Origin of the sequence: Falsigemmobacter intermedius, assembly GCF_004054105.1 — a bacterium.
Taxonomy (GTDB): Bacteria; Pseudomonadota; Alphaproteobacteria; order Rhodobacterales; family Rhodobacteraceae; genus Wagnerdoeblera; species Wagnerdoeblera intermedia.
Window position 1 is genome coordinate 218673 of record NZ_SBLC01000001.1, and the last position, 17689, is coordinate 236361.

The 17689-nt window shown below is 63.4% G+C and carries 23 protein-coding genes; 10 read left to right on the forward strand and 13 right to left on the reverse strand.

Translation table 11 applies throughout. From position 1 onward, the window contains the following. Window positions 1-87: 87 nt before the first annotated feature. Window positions 88-912 carry a type I methionyl aminopeptidase gene (map, locus tag EP867_RS01030; RefSeq protein WP_128486346.1) on the forward strand — a complete coding sequence of 275 codons (825 nt, stop codon included), beginning with the start codon at window positions 88-90 and terminating at the stop codon, window positions 910-912. Here the strand turns inward: map and EP867_RS01035 are convergent. From EP867_RS01035 to EP867_RS01060, 7 genes are all read right to left on the reverse strand, one after another. Next, a complete protein-coding gene (locus EP867_RS01035) occupies window positions 905-1795 on the reverse strand; it encodes a DMT family transporter (protein WP_241656777.1) in 891 nt (296 codons plus the stop codon). The genes map and EP867_RS01035 overlap by 8 nt on opposite strands. A gap of 1 nt (window position 1796) precedes the next feature. Next, the gene (locus EP867_RS01040) at window positions 1797-2687 is read right to left on the reverse strand and encodes a LysR family transcriptional regulator (RefSeq protein ID WP_128486381.1); all 891 of its coding nucleotides are present in this window, start codon (window positions 2685-2687) and stop codon (window positions 1797-1799) included. Window positions 2688-2715: 28 nt separating this feature from the next. Then, on the reverse strand, window positions 2716-3324 hold the full coding sequence (gene plsY / locus EP867_RS01045) for a glycerol-3-phosphate 1-O-acyltransferase PlsY (RefSeq protein ID WP_128486347.1): 609 nt from the start codon (window positions 3322-3324) through the stop codon (window positions 2716-2718). Further along, on the reverse strand, window positions 3317-4594 hold the full coding sequence (pyrC, locus tag EP867_RS01050; RefSeq protein ID WP_128486348.1) for a dihydroorotase: 1278 nt from the start codon (window positions 4592-4594) through the stop codon (window positions 3317-3319). Before pyrC ends, plsY begins: the two co-directional genes overlap by 8 nt. An 89-nt stretch (window positions 4595-4683) precedes the next feature. Then, complete coding sequence (locus EP867_RS01055) at window positions 4684-5121, reverse strand: hypothetical protein (RefSeq protein ID WP_241656778.1); 438 nt, start codon at window positions 5119-5121, stop codon at window positions 4684-4686. Continuing rightward, window positions 5118-5240: a hypothetical protein gene (locus EP867_RS20415; protein WP_267900284.1), complete on the reverse strand. Its 123-nt coding sequence runs from the start codon at window positions 5238-5240 to the stop codon at window positions 5118-5120. The genes EP867_RS01055 and EP867_RS20415 overlap by 4 nt, the downstream gene beginning before the upstream one ends. Further along, a complete protein-coding gene (locus EP867_RS01060) occupies window positions 5233-6198 on the reverse strand; it encodes an aspartate carbamoyltransferase catalytic subunit (protein WP_128486349.1) in 966 nt (321 codons plus the stop codon). Before EP867_RS01060 ends, EP867_RS20415 begins: the two co-directional genes overlap by 8 nt. Before the next feature lie 158 nt (window positions 6199-6356). Here EP867_RS01060 and EP867_RS01065 point away from each other — a divergent pair, with 158 nt between their 5' ends. Beyond that, a complete protein-coding gene (locus tag EP867_RS01065) occupies window positions 6357-7193 on the forward strand; it encodes a uracil-DNA glycosylase (RefSeq protein WP_128486350.1) in 837 nt (278 codons plus the stop codon). Further along, window positions 7190-7732 carry a molybdenum cofactor biosynthesis protein B gene (gene moaB, locus EP867_RS01070; protein ID WP_128486351.1) on the forward strand — a complete coding sequence of 181 codons (543 nt, stop codon included), beginning with the start codon at window positions 7190-7192 and terminating at the stop codon, window positions 7730-7732. The genes EP867_RS01065 and moaB overlap by 4 nt, the downstream gene beginning before the upstream one ends. A 3-nt stretch (window positions 7733-7735) precedes the next feature. On the opposite strand, the gene EP867_RS01075 is transcribed toward moaB, so the two are convergent. Then, window positions 7736-8548: a protein-disulfide reductase DsbD domain-containing protein gene (locus tag EP867_RS01075; protein ID WP_128486352.1), complete on the reverse strand. Its 813-nt coding sequence runs from the start codon at window positions 8546-8548 to the stop codon at window positions 7736-7738. 126 nt (window positions 8549-8674) lie between these two features. On the opposite strand from EP867_RS01075, the gene EP867_RS01080 reads away from it, so the two are divergent. Continuing rightward, the gene (locus tag EP867_RS01080; protein ID WP_128486353.1) at window positions 8675-9229 is read left to right on the forward strand and encodes a YqgE/AlgH family protein; all 555 of its coding nucleotides are present in this window, start codon (window positions 8675-8677) and stop codon (window positions 9227-9229) included. Between the two features lie 36 nt (window positions 9230-9265). Here the strand turns inward: EP867_RS01080 and EP867_RS01085 are convergent, their stop codons facing one another. Continuing rightward, entirely contained in the window at window positions 9266-10000 is a 735-nt protein-coding gene (locus tag EP867_RS01085) for a double zinc ribbon domain-containing protein (protein WP_241656779.1), read from the reverse strand. A 24-nt stretch (window positions 10001-10024) separates the two neighbouring features. On the opposite strand from EP867_RS01085, the gene EP867_RS01090 reads away from it, so the two are divergent. Both EP867_RS01090 and hemH read left to right on the forward strand, forming a co-directional pair. Further along, window positions 10025-10864: a methyltransferase domain-containing protein gene (locus EP867_RS01090; RefSeq protein WP_128486354.1), complete on the forward strand. Its 840-nt coding sequence runs from the start codon at window positions 10025-10027 to the stop codon at window positions 10862-10864. A 94-nt stretch (window positions 10865-10958) separates the two neighbouring features. Then, complete coding sequence (hemH, locus tag EP867_RS01095; RefSeq protein ID WP_128486355.1) at window positions 10959-12023, forward strand: ferrochelatase; 1065 nt, start codon at window positions 10959-10961, stop codon at window positions 12021-12023. Window positions 12024-12127: 104 nt separating this feature from the next. Here the strand turns inward: hemH and EP867_RS19735 are convergent, their stop codons facing one another. Beyond that, the gene (locus EP867_RS19735; protein WP_164888727.1) at window positions 12128-12304 is read right to left on the reverse strand and encodes a hypothetical protein; all 177 of its coding nucleotides are present in this window, start codon (window positions 12302-12304) and stop codon (window positions 12128-12130) included. A gap of 144 nt (window positions 12305-12448) precedes the next feature. Next, entirely contained in the window at window positions 12449-13063 is a 615-nt protein-coding gene (locus EP867_RS01100) for a L,D-transpeptidase (protein WP_128486356.1), read from the reverse strand. 209 nt (window positions 13064-13272) lie between these two features. Between EP867_RS01100 and dalA the strand changes: the two genes are divergently transcribed. Beyond that, window positions 13273-13821, forward strand: a complete 549-nt coding sequence (dalA, locus tag EP867_RS01105) for a divisome-associated lipoprotein DalA (protein ID WP_456071341.1) — start codon at window positions 13273-13275, stop codon at window positions 13819-13821. A 5-nt stretch (window positions 13822-13826) separates the two neighbouring features. Here the strand turns inward: dalA and EP867_RS01110 are convergent, their stop codons facing one another. Together EP867_RS01110 and rbfA are read right to left on the reverse strand one after the other, a co-directional pair. Further along, a complete protein-coding gene (locus tag EP867_RS01110) occupies window positions 13827-14585 on the reverse strand; it encodes a phosphodiester glycosidase family protein (protein WP_128486358.1) in 759 nt (252 codons plus the stop codon). Continuing rightward, entirely contained in the window at window positions 14575-15015 is a 441-nt protein-coding gene (rbfA, locus tag EP867_RS01115; RefSeq protein ID WP_128486359.1) for a 30S ribosome-binding factor RbfA, read from the reverse strand. Before rbfA ends, EP867_RS01110 begins: the two co-directional genes overlap by 11 nt. Before the next feature lie 111 nt (window positions 15016-15126). On the opposite strand from rbfA, the gene dapB reads away from it, so the two are divergent. From dapB to msrQ, 3 genes are all read left to right on the forward strand, one after another. Continuing rightward, window positions 15127-15936: a 4-hydroxy-tetrahydrodipicolinate reductase gene (gene dapB, locus EP867_RS01120; RefSeq protein WP_128486360.1), complete on the forward strand. Its 810-nt coding sequence runs from the start codon at window positions 15127-15129 to the stop codon at window positions 15934-15936. A gap of 75 nt (window positions 15937-16011) precedes the next feature. Continuing rightward, on the forward strand, window positions 16012-16911 hold the full coding sequence (msrP, locus tag EP867_RS01125) for a protein-methionine-sulfoxide reductase catalytic subunit MsrP (protein ID WP_128486361.1): 900 nt from the start codon (window positions 16012-16014) through the stop codon (window positions 16909-16911). Beyond that, window positions 16912-17529, forward strand: coding sequence for a protein-methionine-sulfoxide reductase heme-binding subunit MsrQ (gene msrQ / locus EP867_RS01130; RefSeq protein ID WP_128486362.1), 618 nt, complete (start codon window positions 16912-16914; stop codon window positions 17527-17529). It abuts the gene before it with no gap. Window positions 17530-17689 lie beyond the last annotated feature (160 nt).

A 17689-nucleotide genomic window follows, 5' to 3' on the forward strand; every position in this document is an offset into this window, starting at 1 on the left:
GACAGATTTCCGTTGCAGGTCGCTGCTATGGCCAAAGGCGCCTTCACGCACTATCTAAGGGGGCAGATAATCAGCCAGGCAGGACCGATGGACGAGACACGCGGCCGCGTCACACGCGAGGGAATCAGGATTTACGACAGCTCAGACTTCGCCGGAATGCGCGAAGCGGGTCGGGTTGCGGCTGAGATCCTGGATGAAGTGGGCCCGCTGGTGAAGCCCGGCGTGACCACGCTGGAGCTGGATGATTTCATCGCCGGCCGTGTCACCGCCAAGGGTGCAAAAAGTGCCACGATCGGCTACACCCCGCCGGGCCGTGAGCCCTATATGCACGCCTCGTGCATTTCGCTGAACCATGTCGTCTGCCATGGTGTTCCGGGTGCGAAAGTTCTGAAGGCCGGCGATATTCTGAATATCGACGTCACCGTGATCGTCGACGGCTGGTTCGGCGACACCAGCCGGATGTATGTGGCGGGGGATCTTTCGGTCAAAACCCGTCGCCTCGTCGAGGTGACCCACGACAGCCTCATGGCGGGGATCGCTGCGGTGAAACCCGGCAATACTTTCGGCGACATCGGCCACGCGATTCAGACCCTGGTCGAAAGCAAGCGCATGAGCGTGGTGCGCGATTTCTGTGGCCATGGTCTGGGTCAGGTCTTCCACGCGCCGCCGAATGTGCTGCATTACGGCAAAGCCGGGACCGGCCCGGTGCTCGAGCCTGGGATGTTCTTCACCATTGAGCCGATGGTGAACCTCGGACGCCCGGAAACCAAAGAACTGTCAGATGGCTGGACTGCGGTGACGCGTGATAAGTCGCTCTCGGCCCAGTATGAGCATTCGGTCGGTGTGACGGAAGAAGGTGTTGAGATCTTCACCCTCTCCCCGGCGGGCCTCTTCGCCAAAGCTTTCAGCTGACGCGCTCATCTTTCAGCAAAAGCAGCAGGGCGAGAACTGTAATCCCGACGCCGCCCGCCACCAGGCCGGGCGGCGTTTGCGCGCCAAAGGCAAGCTCCCAGGCGATCACCCAGCCGGGAACAAGATAGGTATAGGCCATCACCTTGGCCCCCGGCAGGCGCTGGCTGGCATATTGCATGAGAGCTGCCGTCATGGCCGTCGTGCAGATCGCAGTGTAGCCAAGCGTTGCCCAGACAATTCCGGGCAGAGCCGCCCAGTCGGTTGCCAGAACCTTCGGCAGCGCCCAGGGGGTCAGAACCACCAGGCCTCCCGTCAGCATCATGGTGGTTGCCAGCATCGGCGGCTCACCGCGTGAAATCCTGCGCATCAGGGCGGGAAGGGCGGCATGCAGAAGGCAGCCGATAAAATAGATCACCTCGCCGCGCCCGATCTCAAGGCGCAGGGCGGCAGCGATTTCACCCCGAAAGATCACCCAAAGCGCGCCGAAAGCCCCGATCGCCAGCGCGAAGGCCATGCGGCGGGTCATGCCCTGGCGCAGAAGCCACCAGCCAAAGCCTGCTGAGAGGATCGGAGACAGGGTAAAGACGGCCGCCGAAGAAAGCGGCGTTGCGGTCTTAAGTCCCTCAAACATGAGGACAAAATACCCGGCATAGATCGCTCCTGGCAAAAGCCAGCGCCAGCCGCCCTGCAAAGCGCCCCGGACATCGGTGCGCATCACGACGAGGACCAGAGAGGTGACGACCAACGCCAGGACAAAGCGCAGAAGCGTCAGAGCGGCGGGGTCGACCAGATTGGCGACCCTTGCGCCCAGCGTGAAGGATCCGGCCACCAGGGCGGAAAAGCCCAGCATCGCAAGGTGGCCTTTTAACGGCGCGGTCAGCATCTCAGGCTTTGCCCCGGTCCTGCCACTCCGGCGCGCAGGATTTCAGATGGCTGAGAAAGGCCTGAACCTTGGCCGTGCGGTGCAGATCGACATGGGTCACCAGCCAGAGCGGCGCAGCCCACTCCGGGCGGGCGGGGAGAATTTCGATCAGATCCGGCTCACGCCTTGCCTCTGAGGGGGTGCAAAATCCGATGCCGAGACCTGCACGAATGGCCTCAGCGGTCACGGCAGGTTCGGTGCCGCGAAAGGTGATGGCCTGGGCCGGGACATTGGCATCCATCCAGCGGAAGAAGGGCGCGCGCAGCTGATCGCCCTCACCGCCGATGAAGCGGTGGTGCAGATAATCCTCCGGACCCTCAGGGCGGCCATGGGCTTCAACATAGCTGCGGCTGGCGTAAAGCGCATAGGGCAGGCTGCCGAAAGGCTGCACGACGTTATCGGGGTCATCGGGGGCATTGCCCGCGCGGATGGCGACATGCGCCTCGCCATATTCCAGGCGGAACAGGCGGTGGTCGGTCAGGCAACGAATTGAAATCTGCGGGTAAAGCACCTGAAAGGAGGCCAGCGCCGGGATCAGAAATTTGGCCATGCCGCCGACAGAGGTGATGACCAGCTCTCCGGCAACGGTCTCGCCCTGGCCGCGCAGACGCCCGGCAAGCTGGCTGAACTGATCGGCAGCGGTATCTGCGACTTTCAGCAGATCGCGTCCGGCCTCGGTCGGGGTATAGCCGCGGGCATGGCGCTGAAAGAGCCGCGTGCCGAGCTGCTTTTCCAGCGCATCAATGTGGCGGATCACCGTGGCATGGTGCACGCCCAGAATTTCCGCCGCCCCCGAGACGGTGCCAAGGCGGGCCACCTGCCAGGCGGTGCGGATTTCGTCCCAGTTGCTCAACCCGTTCACACCAATCACTCCCGAAGGTTCAGGATTTCTTACCGATTTTCGGCTCTGTCCCGCTGAGGATGCGGCTGATATTGGCCTTATGCCGCTCAAGGATCACCACGGCGAGCAGCGCCATCAGGGCGACCATATCGCCATGCCCGAGGGCCCACGCCGCCAGCGGTGACAGCACCGCCGCCACCAGCGCCGAAAGCGAGGAGATGCGGGTAATCAGCGCCGTCAGCAGCCATAGGCCGCAGGCTGCAAGGCCAACGGGCCAGGCCAGCGCCAGCAGGGTGCCGAGGAAGGTTGCCACGCCCTTGCCGCCCTTAAAGCCCAGAAAGATCGGGAAAAGATGGCCGACAAAAGCGGCAAGCCCCGCCAGTTGCGCAGCATCTTCGCCCACCAGGGCGCGCGCGATCAGAACGGCGATGCCCGCTTTGCCCGCATCCAGCACCAGGGTCAGAAAGGCTGCCAGCTTGTTTCCGGTGCGCAGCACATTGGTCGCGCCGATATTGCCCGAGCCGATCTTGCGCAGATCTCCAAGCCCGAAGACCCGCGCCATCACGATACCAAATGGCACCGAGCCCAGCAGATAGGCCAGCGCCGCCGTCAGGGCGAGCAGGGGAACAGAGGTGACAATCTCAGGCATTCAGATCCCCGAAAACGCAGGTGCCGCCAACCCAGGTGCCCAGAACTTTGCCCTCCATCCGGGCGCCGTCGAAGGGGGTGTTTTTGGACTTTGAGCGCAGCCTGAACCGATCGAGCACGAAAGGCGCATCCGGGTCAAACAGAACCAGATCTGCCGGGGCACCAACAGCGATCGTCCCGGCCTCAAGGCCAAGGCGGCGGGCGGGGTTCAGTGCCATGGCGCGGAAGAGGCCCGGCAGATCCATCACGCCCGCATGGTAAAGGCGAAGCGCTGCGGGAAGGAAGGTTTCCAGCGCCACGGCACCGGCTGCCGCTTCTTCAAAGGGCAGGCGCTTGCTCTCTTCGTCCTGGGGCGTGTGCATTGAGCAAAGCACATCAATCAGCCCCGTCGAGAGTGCGTCACAGACCGCCAGACGGTCCTCCTCAGAGCGCAGCGGCGGGGTCAGTTTGAAGAAGGTGCGGTAATCGCCGACGTCATATTCGTTCAGCGTGACGTGATGCACTGACACCCCGGCGGTCACATTCAGCCCGTCGGCCTTCGCGCGGCTGAGTGCCGGAAGGCTGAGCGCTGAGGTGATCTGATCGGCGTGATAGCGCACGCCCGTCATCTCAACGAGCGCCAGATCGCGCTCCAGCCCCATGCGTTCTGCCTGGGGCGAGACCGCGGGAATGCCGCGCAGCGAGGCGAATTTGCCCGAAGTTGCGGAGGCGCCTTTCGAGAGCGCAGGCTCCTGCGGGTGGCTGACGACCAGGGCGCCGAGCGAGCGGGCATAGGTGAAGGCCCGCGACAGCACCTTGGCGTCGGTCACCACATGATCGGTATCGGTGAAGGCCACCGCGCCTGCGTCGAGCAGAAAGCCGATCTCGGTCATCTCGCGGCCCTGACGGCCCTTGGTCAGCGCGCCCATGTGGCGGATGCGGACGGGGCTGGATTCGCGGGCGCGGCGGGTCACGAACTCAAGGGTTTCGGGCGTGTCGATCGCGGGGTCGGTGTCGGGGCGCGCGATGATCGTCGTCACACCGCCTGCCGCCGCTGCCAGACCGGCCGAGCGGAAGCTTTCTTTATGACGCTCACCCGGCTCGCCGACTTTTACGCCCCAGTCCACAATCCCGGGGGCGAGGCATTTGCCGCCGCAATCAATCAGGGTCGCGCCTTCCGGCGCCTCCGCGTCGCGGGCGATGATGCGGCCATCCAGAACCGTCAGGCTGCCGGGCCGGTCGGTACCGCTTTCCGGGCAGATCAGGCGGGCGTTATGAAAATGCAGAGTCATTGCGTGCCTCTTTGGATGAGAAGCGCCAGAGCGCCAGGGCGCAGCGGCCCAGGGATATCACGGATCAGAGCCGGGGGACCGGCTCCTGGTTAGCGGCCCGCACCTGCGGCCTGTAAAACATCGACGACTGCTCCTGCGTCCGCCGGATAGCGGATCAGATGTTTGTCGCCATCAAGGGTCACGATCTGCACATCGCTGAGAAACTTCCGCACCTTCGTGATGCGGTTCAGCCGGAACACGCGGCCACCGGGCAGGATCAGCCGCCTGTCGGTCAGCGTCCAGATCATGCCCAGCACCTCAGACTGCAGATACCAGCCGCGCAGAGCCAGCGCCGCAAAGGCCGCAACCGGGCCGACCCAGGGGTCGGGGTTGGCCATGACGATCAGCACCAGACCCGCAATCACGCCGCCTGCGACCGCAATCACCAGATGGCTGCGCCAATAGGCGGCCTTATCGGGGCGAAATTCCGCCAGCACGCGCTCTCCCGCCTCGGGGTCGAGCCCGCGAAAGGGATCGGCCGCGCTCATCCGCCGATCACCACGAAAACCACGGTCAGCAGCGCGATCACCACCAGGACCCCGGTGGCGACCATGCCCGACATGGCCGCATCAGACTTTTTGCGCTTGGGCTTTTTATCCTCAGGCATAGGTCTCGCCATTCAGGGCGCGACCGCGCTCGGCACGCAGGTTCTGAGCCAGCAGGTCCATGCAGGCCATGCGGACCGCGACGCCCATCTCAACCTGCTCCTGGATGACCGAGCGGTTGATGTCGTCAGCGATCTCGCCGTCGATCTCAACGCCGCGGTTCATCGGGCCGGGGTGCATGACAATGGCATCGGGTTTGGCATGCGAAAGCTTCGCCGCATCGAGGCCGTAGCGGTGGTAATATTCACGCTCAGACGGGATGAAGCCGCCGTCCATACGCTCTTTCTGAAGGCGCAACATCATGACGACATCGGCGTCTTTCAGACCCTCATTCATGTCTTCATAAACTTCTGCGCCGAATTCTTTGAAGCCTGCGGGCATCAGGGTCGGCGGGCCGATCAGACGGATGCGGTTTTCCATCTTGCCCAGCAGGATCAGGTTTGAGCGTGCCACGCGGCTGTGCGCGATGTCACCACAGATCGCCACGGTCAGGCGCTGAATGCGGCCCTTTTTGCGGCGGATGGTCAGCGCATCAAGCAGTGCCTGGGTCGGATGCTCATGGCGGCCGTCGCCGGCGTTCAGCACCGCGCATTCGACTTTGGAGGCCAGGAGGTTCACCGCGCCGGAATTGGGGTGGCGCACGACCAGGAGGTCAGGATGCATCGCATTCAGCGTCAGGGCTGTGTCGATCAGCGTCTCGCCCTTCTTCACTGAGGAGGTCTGCATCGACATGTTCATGACATCCGCGCCAAGGCGCTTGCCCGCCAGCTCAAAGCTGCTTTGCGTGCGGGTGGAGTTCTCAAAGAACATATTGATCTGGGTCAGCCCGGCCAGGGCATCCGTGCGCTTCACCGTGCGCCGGTTGAGATCGACGTAACGATCTGCAAGATCCAGAATGGTCAGGATTTCCTGGGGTGACAGCGGCTCGATGCCGAGGAGATGGCGCTGACGGAACGACATCGGGGGCCTCCTTGTCCGGAATGGGCTGCTTATAGGGCGCGGCTTTGATCGCGGCAAGGCGGCGCGGGGTCTCATGGCGGCCCGAAGCGTGAGTTTTCGCGGCAAAGGAGCGCAAAGCCCATGTTCCCCCGCAAAGCGATCTGGCATAGGGTCAGCGCATGAGTTTTGATGCTGACCTCTCGACCCTTGATCCGCGGGTGATTGAAGCGCTGCTGTCTCTTCAGGGGGACGCGGGCGTGGATGAATGCATCGACGAAGCGCCGGTCGATCGCTTCGCCGCCTTTGAGGCGCAAAAAGAAGCAGCCGCACAGCGGGCCGCTTCGGCCCCCGCCCCCGCCGCGCCGGAGCGCCGGGGGGCAGCGCCGCCGCCGCAAATGCCCGAAGTGATCAGGGTGGACCCTCTGGTTGAGGCGCGCAAAGCGGCTTCGGGCGCGGCTGATCTTGCTGCGCTCTCCGAAGCGATGCAGAGCTTTCCGCATTCGGATCTCAAACGCGGGGCGCGGAACTTTCTGTTTTCGCAGGGGCGTGCCGGGTCCAGGGTCATGTGGATCACCGACCCGCCAGGACCGGCAGAGGATCGGGCAGGGCAGATTTTCGTCGGACCCGTTGCAGGGCTCTTTGGGAAGATGCTTGCGGCCATCGGCCTGAGCCCTGAGGCGCCGGATCTGCAAAAGGCGGTTTATGTTGCGCCTTTCCTTCCCTGGCCGGTGCCGGCTGCCCGCACGCAGGACCCGGATGTCGCCGCGATGATGGTGCCGTTTTTGCGCCGCCACATTGAACTGGCTGCGCCGGATTTTTTGGTTCTGGCAGGCCCGATGGTGGTTCAGGCGCTTTTGAGTAAATCGGGTCTTCTCAGCCTGCGGGGCAGCTGGACGGAAGTGATGGGCCGCCCGGCGCTGGTTTCGCTGCCGCCGGGCATGCTGATCCAGAACACCTATCTGAAACGCGGATCCTGGGAGGATCTGCTGTCGCTGAAAGCAAGGTTGGACGTATGAGCCGCATTGATGAGAGCCGCGAATTTATCCCTGTCCGCATTGCGGTGCTGACCGTCTCGGACAGCCGGTCGCTGGCGGAGGATCGGTCGGGGGATACCCTTGTGGCGCGGATCGAGGCGGCGGGGCATCTGCTCGCGGCGCGGCATATCCTGCCGGATGATCGCGCTCAGATCGCGGCGCAGCTGCGCGCCTGGGTGGCCGATCCTGAGGTGGATGTGGTGATCTCAACCGGCGGCACCGGGCTGACGGGGCGTGATGTCAGCGTCGAGGCGCACCGCGATGTTTATGAAAAAGAGATCGACGCCTTTGGCACCGTCTTTACCATCGTCTCGATGCAGAAGATCGGCACCTCAGCGGTGCAAAGCCGTGCCTGTGGTGGTGTGGCGGGTGGCACGTATCTCTTTGCGCTGCCCGGAAGCCCTGGCGCCTGCCGGGACGCCTGGGATGAAATCCTGGTCAAACAGCTCGACTATCGGCATAAGCCCTGCAATTTCGTCGAGATCTTCCCGCGTCTGGAAGAGCATAAACGCCGGAAATAACCCTCAGCCGCCCTGGCAGCCGCTGGCTTCAGCGGCTTTGCCCCCGGCCAGAACCGTCACCCGCAGGGTTGAGCGGTCAAAACTGAGCGGCCGGCCGTCGAGGCTTGCGATTTCGGCCTCAGCCGAGAGAACCTTTCCCTGACGGTGGCTGCGGGCCTCTGAGACCCAGGTGTTGCCGTCGGTGGTTTCAATAACCACCACCTCATCGGCCCCCATGGGCGGCATGGTCAGATCAACCGCAAGCTTCATCCCGCGGCCTGAGGGCATCAGGCGGCAGCGCGTGGCGCTGAGGCCAAGGCTGCGGGCATTGATCGGTTGCGCGCCAAGGGCACGGCGGATCGCCGGGTCAGGCTTGCCCTTTCCGCTGAGCGTCGAGGCCAGCTGCACCCGGGCCGGCACGCAGATGTCGCGGCAGACGCCCAGATCCATCGCCGTTTCAAGATGCACGGGGCGCGCGGCATCGCGGGGCAGGATCTCAATCGGCAGCACGACTTCATGGCTATAGCCGATGCTTTGCATGCCATTGAAATGAAACACTTCCGGCGTCGGCCAAAGCAGTTTGACCCCGCGCAGGTTCTCAGATCCCGTCCAGCTGATCTCCGGCGGGATGCCCGCATCCCCGGGGCTGCGCCAATAGGTTTTCCAGCCCGAAGCCAGGGTCAGCCGGATCGCGGCCATATGCGCGCCACTCTCTGTCTGCCAGCCAGGCAGCAGTTCGGCCTCAAGAATATCCCCGAGGCTCTGCGCCCGGGCGGGAAGCGTGGCAGAGAGCGCCATCACGGCCAGACAGATGAGTGTGCGGAATTTGCGAAACATCCTTCGCTTGTGACGCCGCTTTTTACGAAATCAAAGTCACAATCCGGCGATGCCGCGTCGAGGGTGGCTTGCATGCAACGCCTGGCGGGGCCAACCTGTCGCAGGAGCAGCCAAAGGACGTCCGCTATGGATTTGAGCGGTAAGATTTTAATTGCCATGCCCGCGATGGGGGACACGCGTTTTGAAAAAAGCGTGATCCTGATCTGCAGCCATTCGGCGGAAGGGGCGATGGGGCTGATTCTGAATAAGCCGCTGCCGGGGCTGAAGTTCTCGGAGCTGTTAAGACAGTTGAAATTTACCGAAGAGGGCTCTGCGCGCCCCGTTCCGGTGCAGTTTGGCGGGCCGGTTGAGACCGGACGCGGCTTTGTGCTGCACAGCGATGACTGGCGGGACCCTGATGGCACCATGCCGGTCGAAGGTGGCTACGGGCTGACGACCACACACTCTGTGCTGAGTGAACTGGCCGCCGGGCGGGGGCCGCAGCAGGCGCTGATGCTGCTGGGCTATGCGGGATGGGGCGAGGGGCAGCTTGAAGGCGAAATCGCCCGCAGCGACTGGCTGGTGGGCGAAGCTGCCCCGGATCTGATCTTCAGCGCTGCGGATGCGGGCAAGTGGACGCGGGCGCTGGCGGCCATGGGGATTGATCCTCTGGTGCTTTCCGCTTCGGGCGGGCGGGCCTGAGGCCGCGTCAGACGGCTTTGGCCACCCGTGCCAGGGTCAGGGTGAAGACCTCCGCCGCGCCTGCGTTCTGCAGGCAGCGGCTCGCCTCTGACAAAGTGGCGCGGAGGTCATCACATCATCGATGAGCAGAATGCGTCCGCCCGGGGCGCCTGTGATCCGGGCAGACTGCGCCGGATTAAGCGTCAGTGCCTGGTGCAGGTTGTCCCGCCGCTCCTCCCGGCTGAGCCCGTCCTGCAGCCGCGTGGCCCGCCTGCGCAGCAACAGATCCGGGCACCAGGGCCAGCCCAGCCGCTGGCTGAGGGCGCGGGCCAGCAGAGCCGACTGGTTGTAGCGCCGCCGCAGAAAGCGCATCCGGTGCAGAGGGACCGGAGTGATCAGCATCGGACCACGCCGCACAAGGGGGCGCATCGCATGATGCAGCCGCGCGGCCAGCGCCGCGGCCAGATCCGGGCGGTCGCCGTGTTTGAACTGCAGGACAAGCTGCCGGGCCGCGCCCTCATAAAGCAAAGCCGCCCGCCCCGCCGTCCAGGGCGGCGGGTTGCGCAGGCAGTCGTCGCAGGCCAGGTTTTCGCTGCTCTCCGTCCCGGTAATGGCGCCGGGAAGCGGTGCCCCGCAAAACCCGCAGCAGAGCCCAGAGATCATCGGCAGCTCCGGCCAGCAGGCCGGGCAGACCCCGCCATCCCCATCGACAGCCCCGCTGCAGACAAGGCATTGTGCCGGCCAGATCGTCCGGATCAGCGCCCTTATGGCCGGCAGGGCTTGAATTTCCATGCCTCCCCCCTTTAGGTGCCCGATATGAGCGCCCCGATCCTGACCGACACAGCCGCCCTTGCCCGCAACCGTGCCCGCGCCGCCCGTCAGCCTGCGCTGTTTTTGCACGAGCTGGTGGCCGATGAGGTGCAGGATCGCCTGAGTGAGGTTAAGAGAACCTTTACGGATGTGACGATTGTCACCCCCTGGCCTGAGGTCTGGGCCGGGCGGATCGGGGGGGCGCGGATCATCCCGGACGCTGAAATCCTTGATCTGGCGCCCGAAAGCCAGGATCTGGTCGTGCATGCGCTGTCGCTGCACTGGTCGAATGATCCGGTAGGGCAACTGATCCAATGCGCCCGCGCGCTTCGCCCCGACGGGCTGATGATGGCGGTGCTGTTTGGCGGGCAGACGCTCTCGGAACTGCGCGCGGTGCTGGCCCAGGCGGAATCAGAGATGCGCGGGGGCCTTGCGCCCAGGGTGCTGCCCATGGCTGAGATCCGCGATCTGGGCGGGCTTTTGCAGCGCTCAGGCCTTGCGCTGCCGGTGGCAGATTCGCAAAGCCAGCGGGTCGCCTACCGCGATCTTTTCCACCTGATGCGGGATCTGCGCGATATGGGCGAGGTGAATGCCCTGAACGACCGCCTGCGCCGCTTCACCGGGCGCGGGATTTTCCTGCGGGCCGCTTCACTTTATGGCGAGCACTTCCCCGAGGGGGACCGCATCGCGGCGACCTTTGAGATGGTCTATCTGACCGGCTGGAAGCCCCATGAAAGCCAGCAGAAGCCGTTGCGGCCCGGCTCTGCCGCGCATAGTCTTGCCGAGGCCCTGAATGCCGCTCCGCCCCTGACTTCAGGGGCGATCGGTCGCAGCGACAGTGATTGACCTGCGGCGATTTCGCCTTATTTGAAAGGGCAACTTTTTGACGGGCTCTGCCTGACGCCTGTCTGCTCAAGCTTTGCTGCCAGAGGAATTTCACATGTCTGACGCGACCCGGACCGGCAATCTGCGCCCGGCGCATGCCCCTGCAGATCACCCCATGGTGAAACCGGCGAAGGTCGGCGTGCTGCTGGCCAATCTCGGCACCCCCGATCAGACCGATTACTGGTCGATGCGGCGCTATCTCAACGAGTTCCTCTCGGACCAGCGGGTGATCGATTATCCGAAGTGGAAGTGGCAGCCGCTGCTGCAGCTGATCATCCTGACCAAACGCCCCTTCACCTCGGGGGCGAACTACAAGCTCATCTGGAACAAAGAGAAAGATGAGAGCCCGCTGATGACCATCACTCGCGATCAGACCGCGAAGGTGGCCGAAGGTCTGAAAACGCGCTACGGCGATCAGGTCATGGTCGACTTCTGCATGCGTTACGGCAATCCTTCGACGAAATCGAAGGTGCGTGAGATGGTGGCAGCGGGCTGCGATAAGATCGTCTTCTTCCCGCTTTATCCGCAATATGCCGGTGCAACCACGGCAACCGCCAACGACCAGTTCTTCCGCGCCCTGATGGAAGAAAAATGGCAGCCCGCCTCGCGGACGGTGCCGGATTACTTTGAGCATCCGGCCTATATCGATGCGCTCGCGCAATCGGTCGAGCGCGCCTATGCGGCGCTGCCCAAACGTCCGGATGTTCTGGTGGCCAGCTACCACGGCATGCCGAAGCGCTATCTGATGGAAGGTGACCCCTATTTCTGCAAATGCCACAAGACCACGCGCCTGCTGCGCGAGCGTCTGGGCTGGGCGAAAGAGGATATCGACACCTCCTTCCAGTCGGTCTTTGGCACGGAAGAATGGCTGCGCCCCTATACGGTCGAGCATGTTGCCGAACTGGCAAAGCAGGGTAAAAAGAACATCGCCGTCATCGCGCCTGCCTTTTCAGCCGATTGCATCGAGACTCTGGAAGAGATTCAGGGCGAGATTCAGGAAGCTTTCGTTCATGCGGGTGGTGAGAGCTTCACCTATATCCCCTGCCTGAATGATGACGAGGCCCATATCAAAGCGCTGCTGGCCGTTATTGATGAGAACCTGCAGGGCTGGGTGGCCTGAGCCGCAGAATAAGAAAGGCGCCCCGCGGGGCGCCTTTTTCTTTTACCCTTCCGGGCAAACAAAAAGGGCGCCCCGAAGGACGCCCTTTTCATAATCCGGTCGGATTACTTCGCAGCAGCAGCAGCGATGACGACCAGGAGCAGCAGCGGGACCAGGATGCCCGAGGACGACGAGGTCTGTGCTTTAACGACTTCCGGCTCAACAACCGGAGCAACCAGGCCACCAGCGAAGGCGGTCGAAGCTGCGAGCGACAGAGCTGCTGCGAGAGCGATTTTTTTCATAGTAAACCTCCAGGTAAACCCGCCGCCTGGTGATTGAGGAGACGACGGACGCGAACATTATGCCTCGTATTACACTCCTAACCATCGGCGCTTAAAAAACGCAACGGTGGAAAGCGGTGCCGTTGTGGCATTATCGCCACGTTGTCAAATCAGCAACACCTGAGTGCCAACTTTGCAGAGGTCATAAAGCTCCAGCACGTGCTCGTTATAAAGCCCGATGCAACCGTTGGATGAACGGCGGCCAATCTTGCGGGTGTCGTGGGTGCCGTGGATCCGGTAGTAGGTCCAGCTCAGATGCATGGCGCGCACGCCCATCGGGTTATCCGGGTCACCCGCTTTGATATGCGGCGGCCATTCCGGGTTGCGCTGGCGCATCGAGGGGGTCGGGGTCCAGCTGGGGGCCGGGTCTTTTTTGGTGATCGTGGTGCGGCCCTTGCGGGTCAGATCATCGCTCAGCGGCACAGAGGTCGGATAGAGGCGGTAGACCGACTGATCTTCCGACCAGAAGTGCAGCGCCCGCGAGGTCAGGTCCGCGAGGATCGCACCGTTCTTCAGGTTCTCAAAATAGGGCTGCCACTGCAGGATCCGGAAGCTTGAGATATTATGCCGGCGCGAGGCGCTGACGGCAGATTCCATCTCAGTGCTGTTGCCACCTGCAAGCTGCGCCAGGGCCGGCGCGGCAAGGCCTGTCACGGCAGCCGCTGCCGCCGAGCCAAGGAACAGGCGACGGCCGGGATTGGGGAACAGATCGCGCGACATTATCACTCCTTCGGGAGATACATCGATACATCGGAATGTATCTCCTTTACGTCTGCCGTCCCGCCTGCGCAAATCAAACGGCTGTCAATCTGCGGGGCCAGGCAGGAAAAAGCCTGTCCTTAAGCCTCGGAATTGACAGAAAGGGGCCGTTTCATGCTACTGGCCCGCAGCCCCTGCGCGTCCTGCGCCACTTTCAGAGGATGGTCTTCGTGCTAAAGCGTCGTCAACTGGTCGTCTCGCTTCTCTCCACGCTGATGCTAGCCGCCTGCGGCCAGACAGTTGGCGGCGGTGCCGGGCGGCTGGGCCCGGACGGAAAGCCGCTGCCGCAGGTGCTGCGTCTCAGCCCCGCCGATGAGGGGCGTCTGCAGCTGCGCATGCTTGATTCGGTCAACGCGCTGCGCCAGGCGCGGGGGCAGGCACCGGTTCAGCTGAGCGCTGAGCTGAATGCGGCTGCAGCCACACATGCCCGCGATATGTCGGTCCAGAACCGCCCCTGGCACTTCGGCTCTGACGGCTCCTCGCCGCTGCAGCGCGCACAGCGTGTGGGCTATCGGGGCCAGGTCCTGGGAGAGCTGATCTCTGAGACCTATGAAAACGAGACCGAGACTCTTGCCGCCTGGATGGCGGATGCGGATACCCGCAATGTGCTGATGCAGGCCGATGTGCGCGAGATCGGCTTCTCCTTCTTCCAGGAGAACAGCGGCAAAATCTGGTGGTGTCTCGTCACCGGCGCGGGGGCCGCTTTCGGCGCGGTCTGAGCGGTTCAGTCGCGCGGCCCGACCAGTCCGATCACCGGACCCATGGCAAAACCAAAGTCATTGCGCCCGAGATCGGGCGCATAGAGCCGCGAGATGTTCCCGTCAAAGTAGAGCGCCTGTTGAAGCCCGAGCGCATCGCGGAAAAAACGGGCAAATTCGTGAAAACTCACCCGACCGCCGGAAATCACGAAAAAGGCCCGGCTTCCGTCGGCGCTGACACCGACCCCGTTGCGGATGTAGCGCGAGGTCGAATCAGCCAGAAATCTCGGGTGAAGCGCGCCGTCGATCAGCAGAAGCGGCCCGGATTGGGTGGCGAAGCGGCAGTCAGGGCGCGATTTCGCAAAACTGCGCGATTCATGGATCTCCAACGCACCGCTTTGGGTGATGCAAAAGACCCCGTTCGGCGTCATGCCAAAATTGCCCGGGCCTGAGGCGGTCACAATCGGTGTAATTTCGCGGCCGCCTTCGATGTGAAGGCCCACGGGGCTGCGATCCGAGTGATACATCCCCGCATTCATCGCGAAGCGCAAAGCCCGCCCCTCAGCGGCCAGGCTCTGATCGATTCGGGAAAAGCTGCCAAGGGTCGCGCCGGTTTCATCGCGCAGGAAAAGCCGCAGATCGGCACCCGCACTCACCTCGCAGACGCTGTGGCGGACCCCCTCAAAGGGGATCTCGCGGCAGGCGGGGCCAGGCTCTGCCCCCAGGGCGCCCGTGGCCGACAGCAAAAGTGCCGCTGCGGCCCGGATCAGCCTGTCAGCGATCATTTTCCCCCGCAGATGCATCCCCTGCATCCTCATCCCGGGCGACAAGGTCGCGCTGCACGCGCTCATCCGCGAAGAGACGGCGGGTTTCGTCCAGACGATCAAAGGTTTCGTCCAGGCGGAAGCGCAGATCGGGCGTATATTTCAGCGTCAGCTGTTTGCCGATCAGGTGGCGCAGCTCGCCCTTGTTGCGCGCGAGGGCCGTAATCGCCGCCTGGGCATCACTGCCGCCGAGGGTCATCACATAGGCCGTCGCAACCTTCAGATCGTTCGACAGGCTGACCTCGCCCACGGTGATCGCGTGACGGTTCAGGTCAGGATCATGCACATCCGCGCGCGCAAGCACGTCAGACAGAGTGCGGCGGATCAGTTCGCCCACGCGAAGCTGACGTTGAGAAGGGCCGGCGCCCGAGGAGATGCTGTTCTTTGCCATGCCTTCCAGATAGGCGCTTTGGGCCTTCGCCGCAACGGGCGGCTTTGCACCAGGGGCTGCGACGTTTAGAAGGGGGCAACTTCTAAAGACGCTGCCGAAGATGAGGGTGCCATGTCGGATCTGCCGGGAATTGTAATCACAGGGGTTTCGGGTCGGATGGGCCGGATGCTCGTCGGTCTGGCACTGGCCTCGGATAAGCTGCGTCTGGCGGGTTGCCTTGAGCGGGCGGGTCACCCCTGGGTCGGGCAGGATATCGGCGTCTGCCTCGGCGGTCAGCCGGCGGGGGTCCTGGTCAGCGATGATCCGGTTGAGGTTTTCGCCAAAGCCCAGGCCGTGATCGATTTCACCGCTCCGGCTGCGACGGTGGAGTTTGCGGCCCTCGCCGCCCAGGCCCGTGCGGTGCATGTCATCGGCACCACCGGCCTTGAGGCCGCGGATCTTGAGAAAATCGCCGCAGCGGCCCGTCACGCCACCATCATCCGCGCCGGCAATATGAGCCTTGGGGTGAACCTTCTGGTGCAGCTGACGAAAAAGGTCGCTCAGGCGCTGGATGCCGACTGGGATATCGAGGTGATCGAGGCCCATCACCGCCACAAGGTCGATGCACCCTCCGGCACGGCGCTGATGCTGGGTGAAGCCGCGGCTGAGGGCCGGGGCGTTGCGCTTGGCGATGTATCAGACCGCGGGCGCGACGGCATCACCGGCGCACGTGAGCGGGGTCACATCGGCTTTTCCGCTATTCGCGGCGGCGATATCGTCGGCGAACATGACGTGCTTTTCGCCACGGAGGGAGAGCGGATCGTTCTGCGTCACCTCGCCACCGACCGCGCCGTCTTTGCCCGCGGGGCACTGAAAGCTGCGCTCTGGGGGCAGGGCAAAAAGCCCGGCGAATATAACATGCTGGATGTCCTCGGCCTCTGAGGCGCTGTTATACTTGTGATTGGGCAGAGTGGCGCGGTTTTGGCACTATAATCAGGTACAAGCCTGAGGTTCGCTATGCCCCGCCGCTCTCCTTCTGATCTTCGCTGGTCAGACGTGACGCCAAAATCGCTCTTTCTGTCGCGCCGCCATTTTCTGGGCGCGGCAGGCGCTCTGGCCCTCGCCCCTGTCGCCGCCCGGGCCGCGGAGCCGGCGGGCGATCTGACCCCGCGTGAGGCGATCACCACCTATAATAATTTCTACGAGTTCGGATTTGATAAAAGCGATCCGTCGAAATATGCGGGCGGCATGACGATTGACCCCTGGTCGGTTGAGATCGGCGGTCTGGTTGAAAAGCCCGGCCGTTACGATCTGGCCGATGTGCTGAAAGATCAGCCCGTCGCGGAGCATATTTACCGGCTGCGCTGCGTTGAGGGCTGGTCCATGGTGATCCCCTGGCTCGGCTTTCCCCTGGCGGGGCTGCTGAACCGGGTTGGCCCTCAGCCGGGGGCGAAATTTGTCGCCTTTGAAACCCTCGCGCGGCCCGAAGAGATGCCGGGTGTCAAGCGCGGCCTTCTCGATTTCCCCTATGTCGAGGGCCTGCGCCTGGATGAGGCGATGAACCCGCTGACGCTGCTGGCGACGGGGCTTTATGGTGAGGCGCTGGAAAAGCAGAACGGCGCGCCGCTTCGTCTGGTGGTGCCGTGGAAATATGGCTTTAAGTCGATCAAATCCGTGGTGAAAATCACCCTCACCTCCGGGCAGCCCCCCACCACCTGGCAGCGGCTTCAGCCGCAGGAATATGGCTTCTATGCCAATGTGAACCCCAGGGTCGATCACCCCCGCTGGAGCCAGGCGAGTGAGCGCCGCATCGGAGAGGGGATTTTCGCGCCGCGCCGCGACACGCTGATGTTCAACGGCTATGCCGAGGAAGTCGCGGGTCTTTATGCGGGTATGGATCTGGCGGTGAATTACTAAGTGGCTCTCTCTTTTGCGCCAAAGGCGAATGCCGCGCTCCGGGCGGTTCCGATCCCGCTGGTCTGGCTCTTCGGCCTCCTGCCTGCGCTCTGGCTGCTGGTCGGGCTTTTCACCGGGCGACTGGGGGCGGACCCGCTCAAGGCGCTGGAACATGGCTTTGGCCTGCATGCCCTGCAGTTTCTCATCGCCTCTCTGGCGGTGACGCCACTTCTGCGCTTCAGCGGTGTGAACCTAATGCGCTGGCGTCGGGCGCTCGGGCTTCTCTGCTTTACTTATGGCCTGCTGCATCTCTTCGTCTGGCTCAGCCTCGATCTGCAGTTTCGCTGGGGCGAGATCGGGCGCGATCTGACGAAACGGCCCTATATCATGATCGGCATGACGGCCTTTGTGCTGCTCCTGCCTCTTGCGGTGACCAGTTCGGACCGCGCCCTGCGCGCCATGGGCCCATTGCGCTGGCGCCGCCTGCATCTGCTGACCTGGCCCGCCGCCGTGCTTGCCGCGCTGCACTTTCTGATGGTCGGTAAGGTCTGGGAGGCGGAAGCGCTCATCTATGCCGGCTGCATCGCGCTGCTTTCCGCTCTGAGGCTGTTCAGGGGCATGAGGCTCCGCAGCCCCTGAACACCACAGGCAATGAGGAAAAGGCGCGCCCCCGGCACCGGGTTCCGAATAAAAATCGAAAATCTTAACTTTTTTGAATTTTGCTCTTGCGGCCGGTGAGTGAAGGCCATAGATACCCCTTCACCGCAGCGGGGCAGACGGAAACGGATGCAGGTTGTGG

Excerpts from the sequence above, each read along its gene's own strand:
- pyrC (WP_128486348.1), bottom strand. The coding sequence starts at position 4,594 with ATGACTCTGCATTTTCATAACGCCCGCCTGATCTGCCCGGAAAGCGGT.
- dapB (WP_128486360.1), top strand. The coding sequence starts at position 15,127 with ATGTCGGATCTGCCGGGAATTGTAATCACAGGGGTTTCGGGTCGGATG.
- EP867_RS20415 (WP_267900284.1), bottom strand. The coding sequence starts at position 5,240 with ATGCCTGAGGATAAAAAGCCCAAGCGCAAAAAGTCTGATGCGGCCATG.
- map (WP_128486346.1), top strand. The coding sequence starts at position 88 with ATGGACGAGACACGCGGCCGCGTCACACGCGAGGGAATCAGGATTTAC.
- EP867_RS01110 (WP_128486358.1), bottom strand. The coding sequence starts at position 14,585 with ATGATCGCTGACAGGCTGATCCGGGCCGCAGCGGCACTTTTGCTGTCG.
- hemH (WP_128486355.1), top strand. The coding sequence starts at position 10,959 with ATGTCTGACGCGACCCGGACCGGCAATCTGCGCCCGGCGCATGCCCCT.
- plsY (WP_128486347.1), bottom strand. The coding sequence starts at position 3,324 with ATGCCTGAGATTGTCACCTCTGTTCCCCTGCTCGCCCTGACGGCGGCG.
- rbfA (WP_128486359.1), bottom strand. The coding sequence starts at position 15,015 with ATGGCAAAGAACAGCATCTCCTCGGGCGCCGGCCCTTCTCAACGTCAG.
- EP867_RS01090 (WP_128486354.1), top strand. The coding sequence starts at position 10,025 with ATGAGCGCCCCGATCCTGACCGACACAGCCGCCCTTGCCCGCAACCGT.
- moaB (WP_128486351.1), top strand. The coding sequence starts at position 7,190 with ATGAGCCGCATTGATGAGAGCCGCGAATTTATCCCTGTCCGCATTGCG.
- EP867_RS01035 (WP_241656777.1), bottom strand. The coding sequence starts at position 1,795 with ATGCTGACCGCGCCGTTAAAAGGCCACCTTGCGATGCTGGGCTTTTCC.
- EP867_RS01080 (WP_128486353.1), top strand. The coding sequence starts at position 8,675 with ATGGATTTGAGCGGTAAGATTTTAATTGCCATGCCCGCGATGGGGGAC.
- EP867_RS01085 (WP_241656779.1), bottom strand. The coding sequence starts at position 10,000 with ATGGAAATTCAAGCCCTGCCGGCCATAAGGGCGCTGATCCGGACGATC.
- EP867_RS01060 (WP_128486349.1), bottom strand. The coding sequence starts at position 6,198 with ATGTCGTTCCGTCAGCGCCATCTCCTCGGCATCGAGCCGCTGTCACCC.
- EP867_RS01075 (WP_128486352.1), bottom strand. The coding sequence starts at position 8,548 with ATGTTTCGCAAATTCCGCACACTCATCTGTCTGGCCGTGATGGCGCTC.
- EP867_RS01065 (WP_128486350.1), top strand. The coding sequence starts at position 6,357 with ATGAGTTTTGATGCTGACCTCTCGACCCTTGATCCGCGGGTGATTGAA.
- EP867_RS01100 (WP_128486356.1), bottom strand. The coding sequence starts at position 13,063 with ATGTCGCGCGATCTGTTCCCCAATCCCGGCCGTCGCCTGTTCCTTGGC.
- EP867_RS19735 (WP_164888727.1), bottom strand. The coding sequence starts at position 12,304 with ATGAAAAAAATCGCTCTCGCAGCAGCTCTGTCGCTCGCAGCTTCGACC.
- msrP (WP_128486361.1), top strand. The coding sequence starts at position 16,012 with ATGCCCCGCCGCTCTCCTTCTGATCTTCGCTGGTCAGACGTGACGCCA.
- EP867_RS01055 (WP_241656778.1), bottom strand. The coding sequence starts at position 5,121 with ATGAGCGCGGCCGATCCCTTTCGCGGGCTCGACCCCGAGGCGGGAGAG.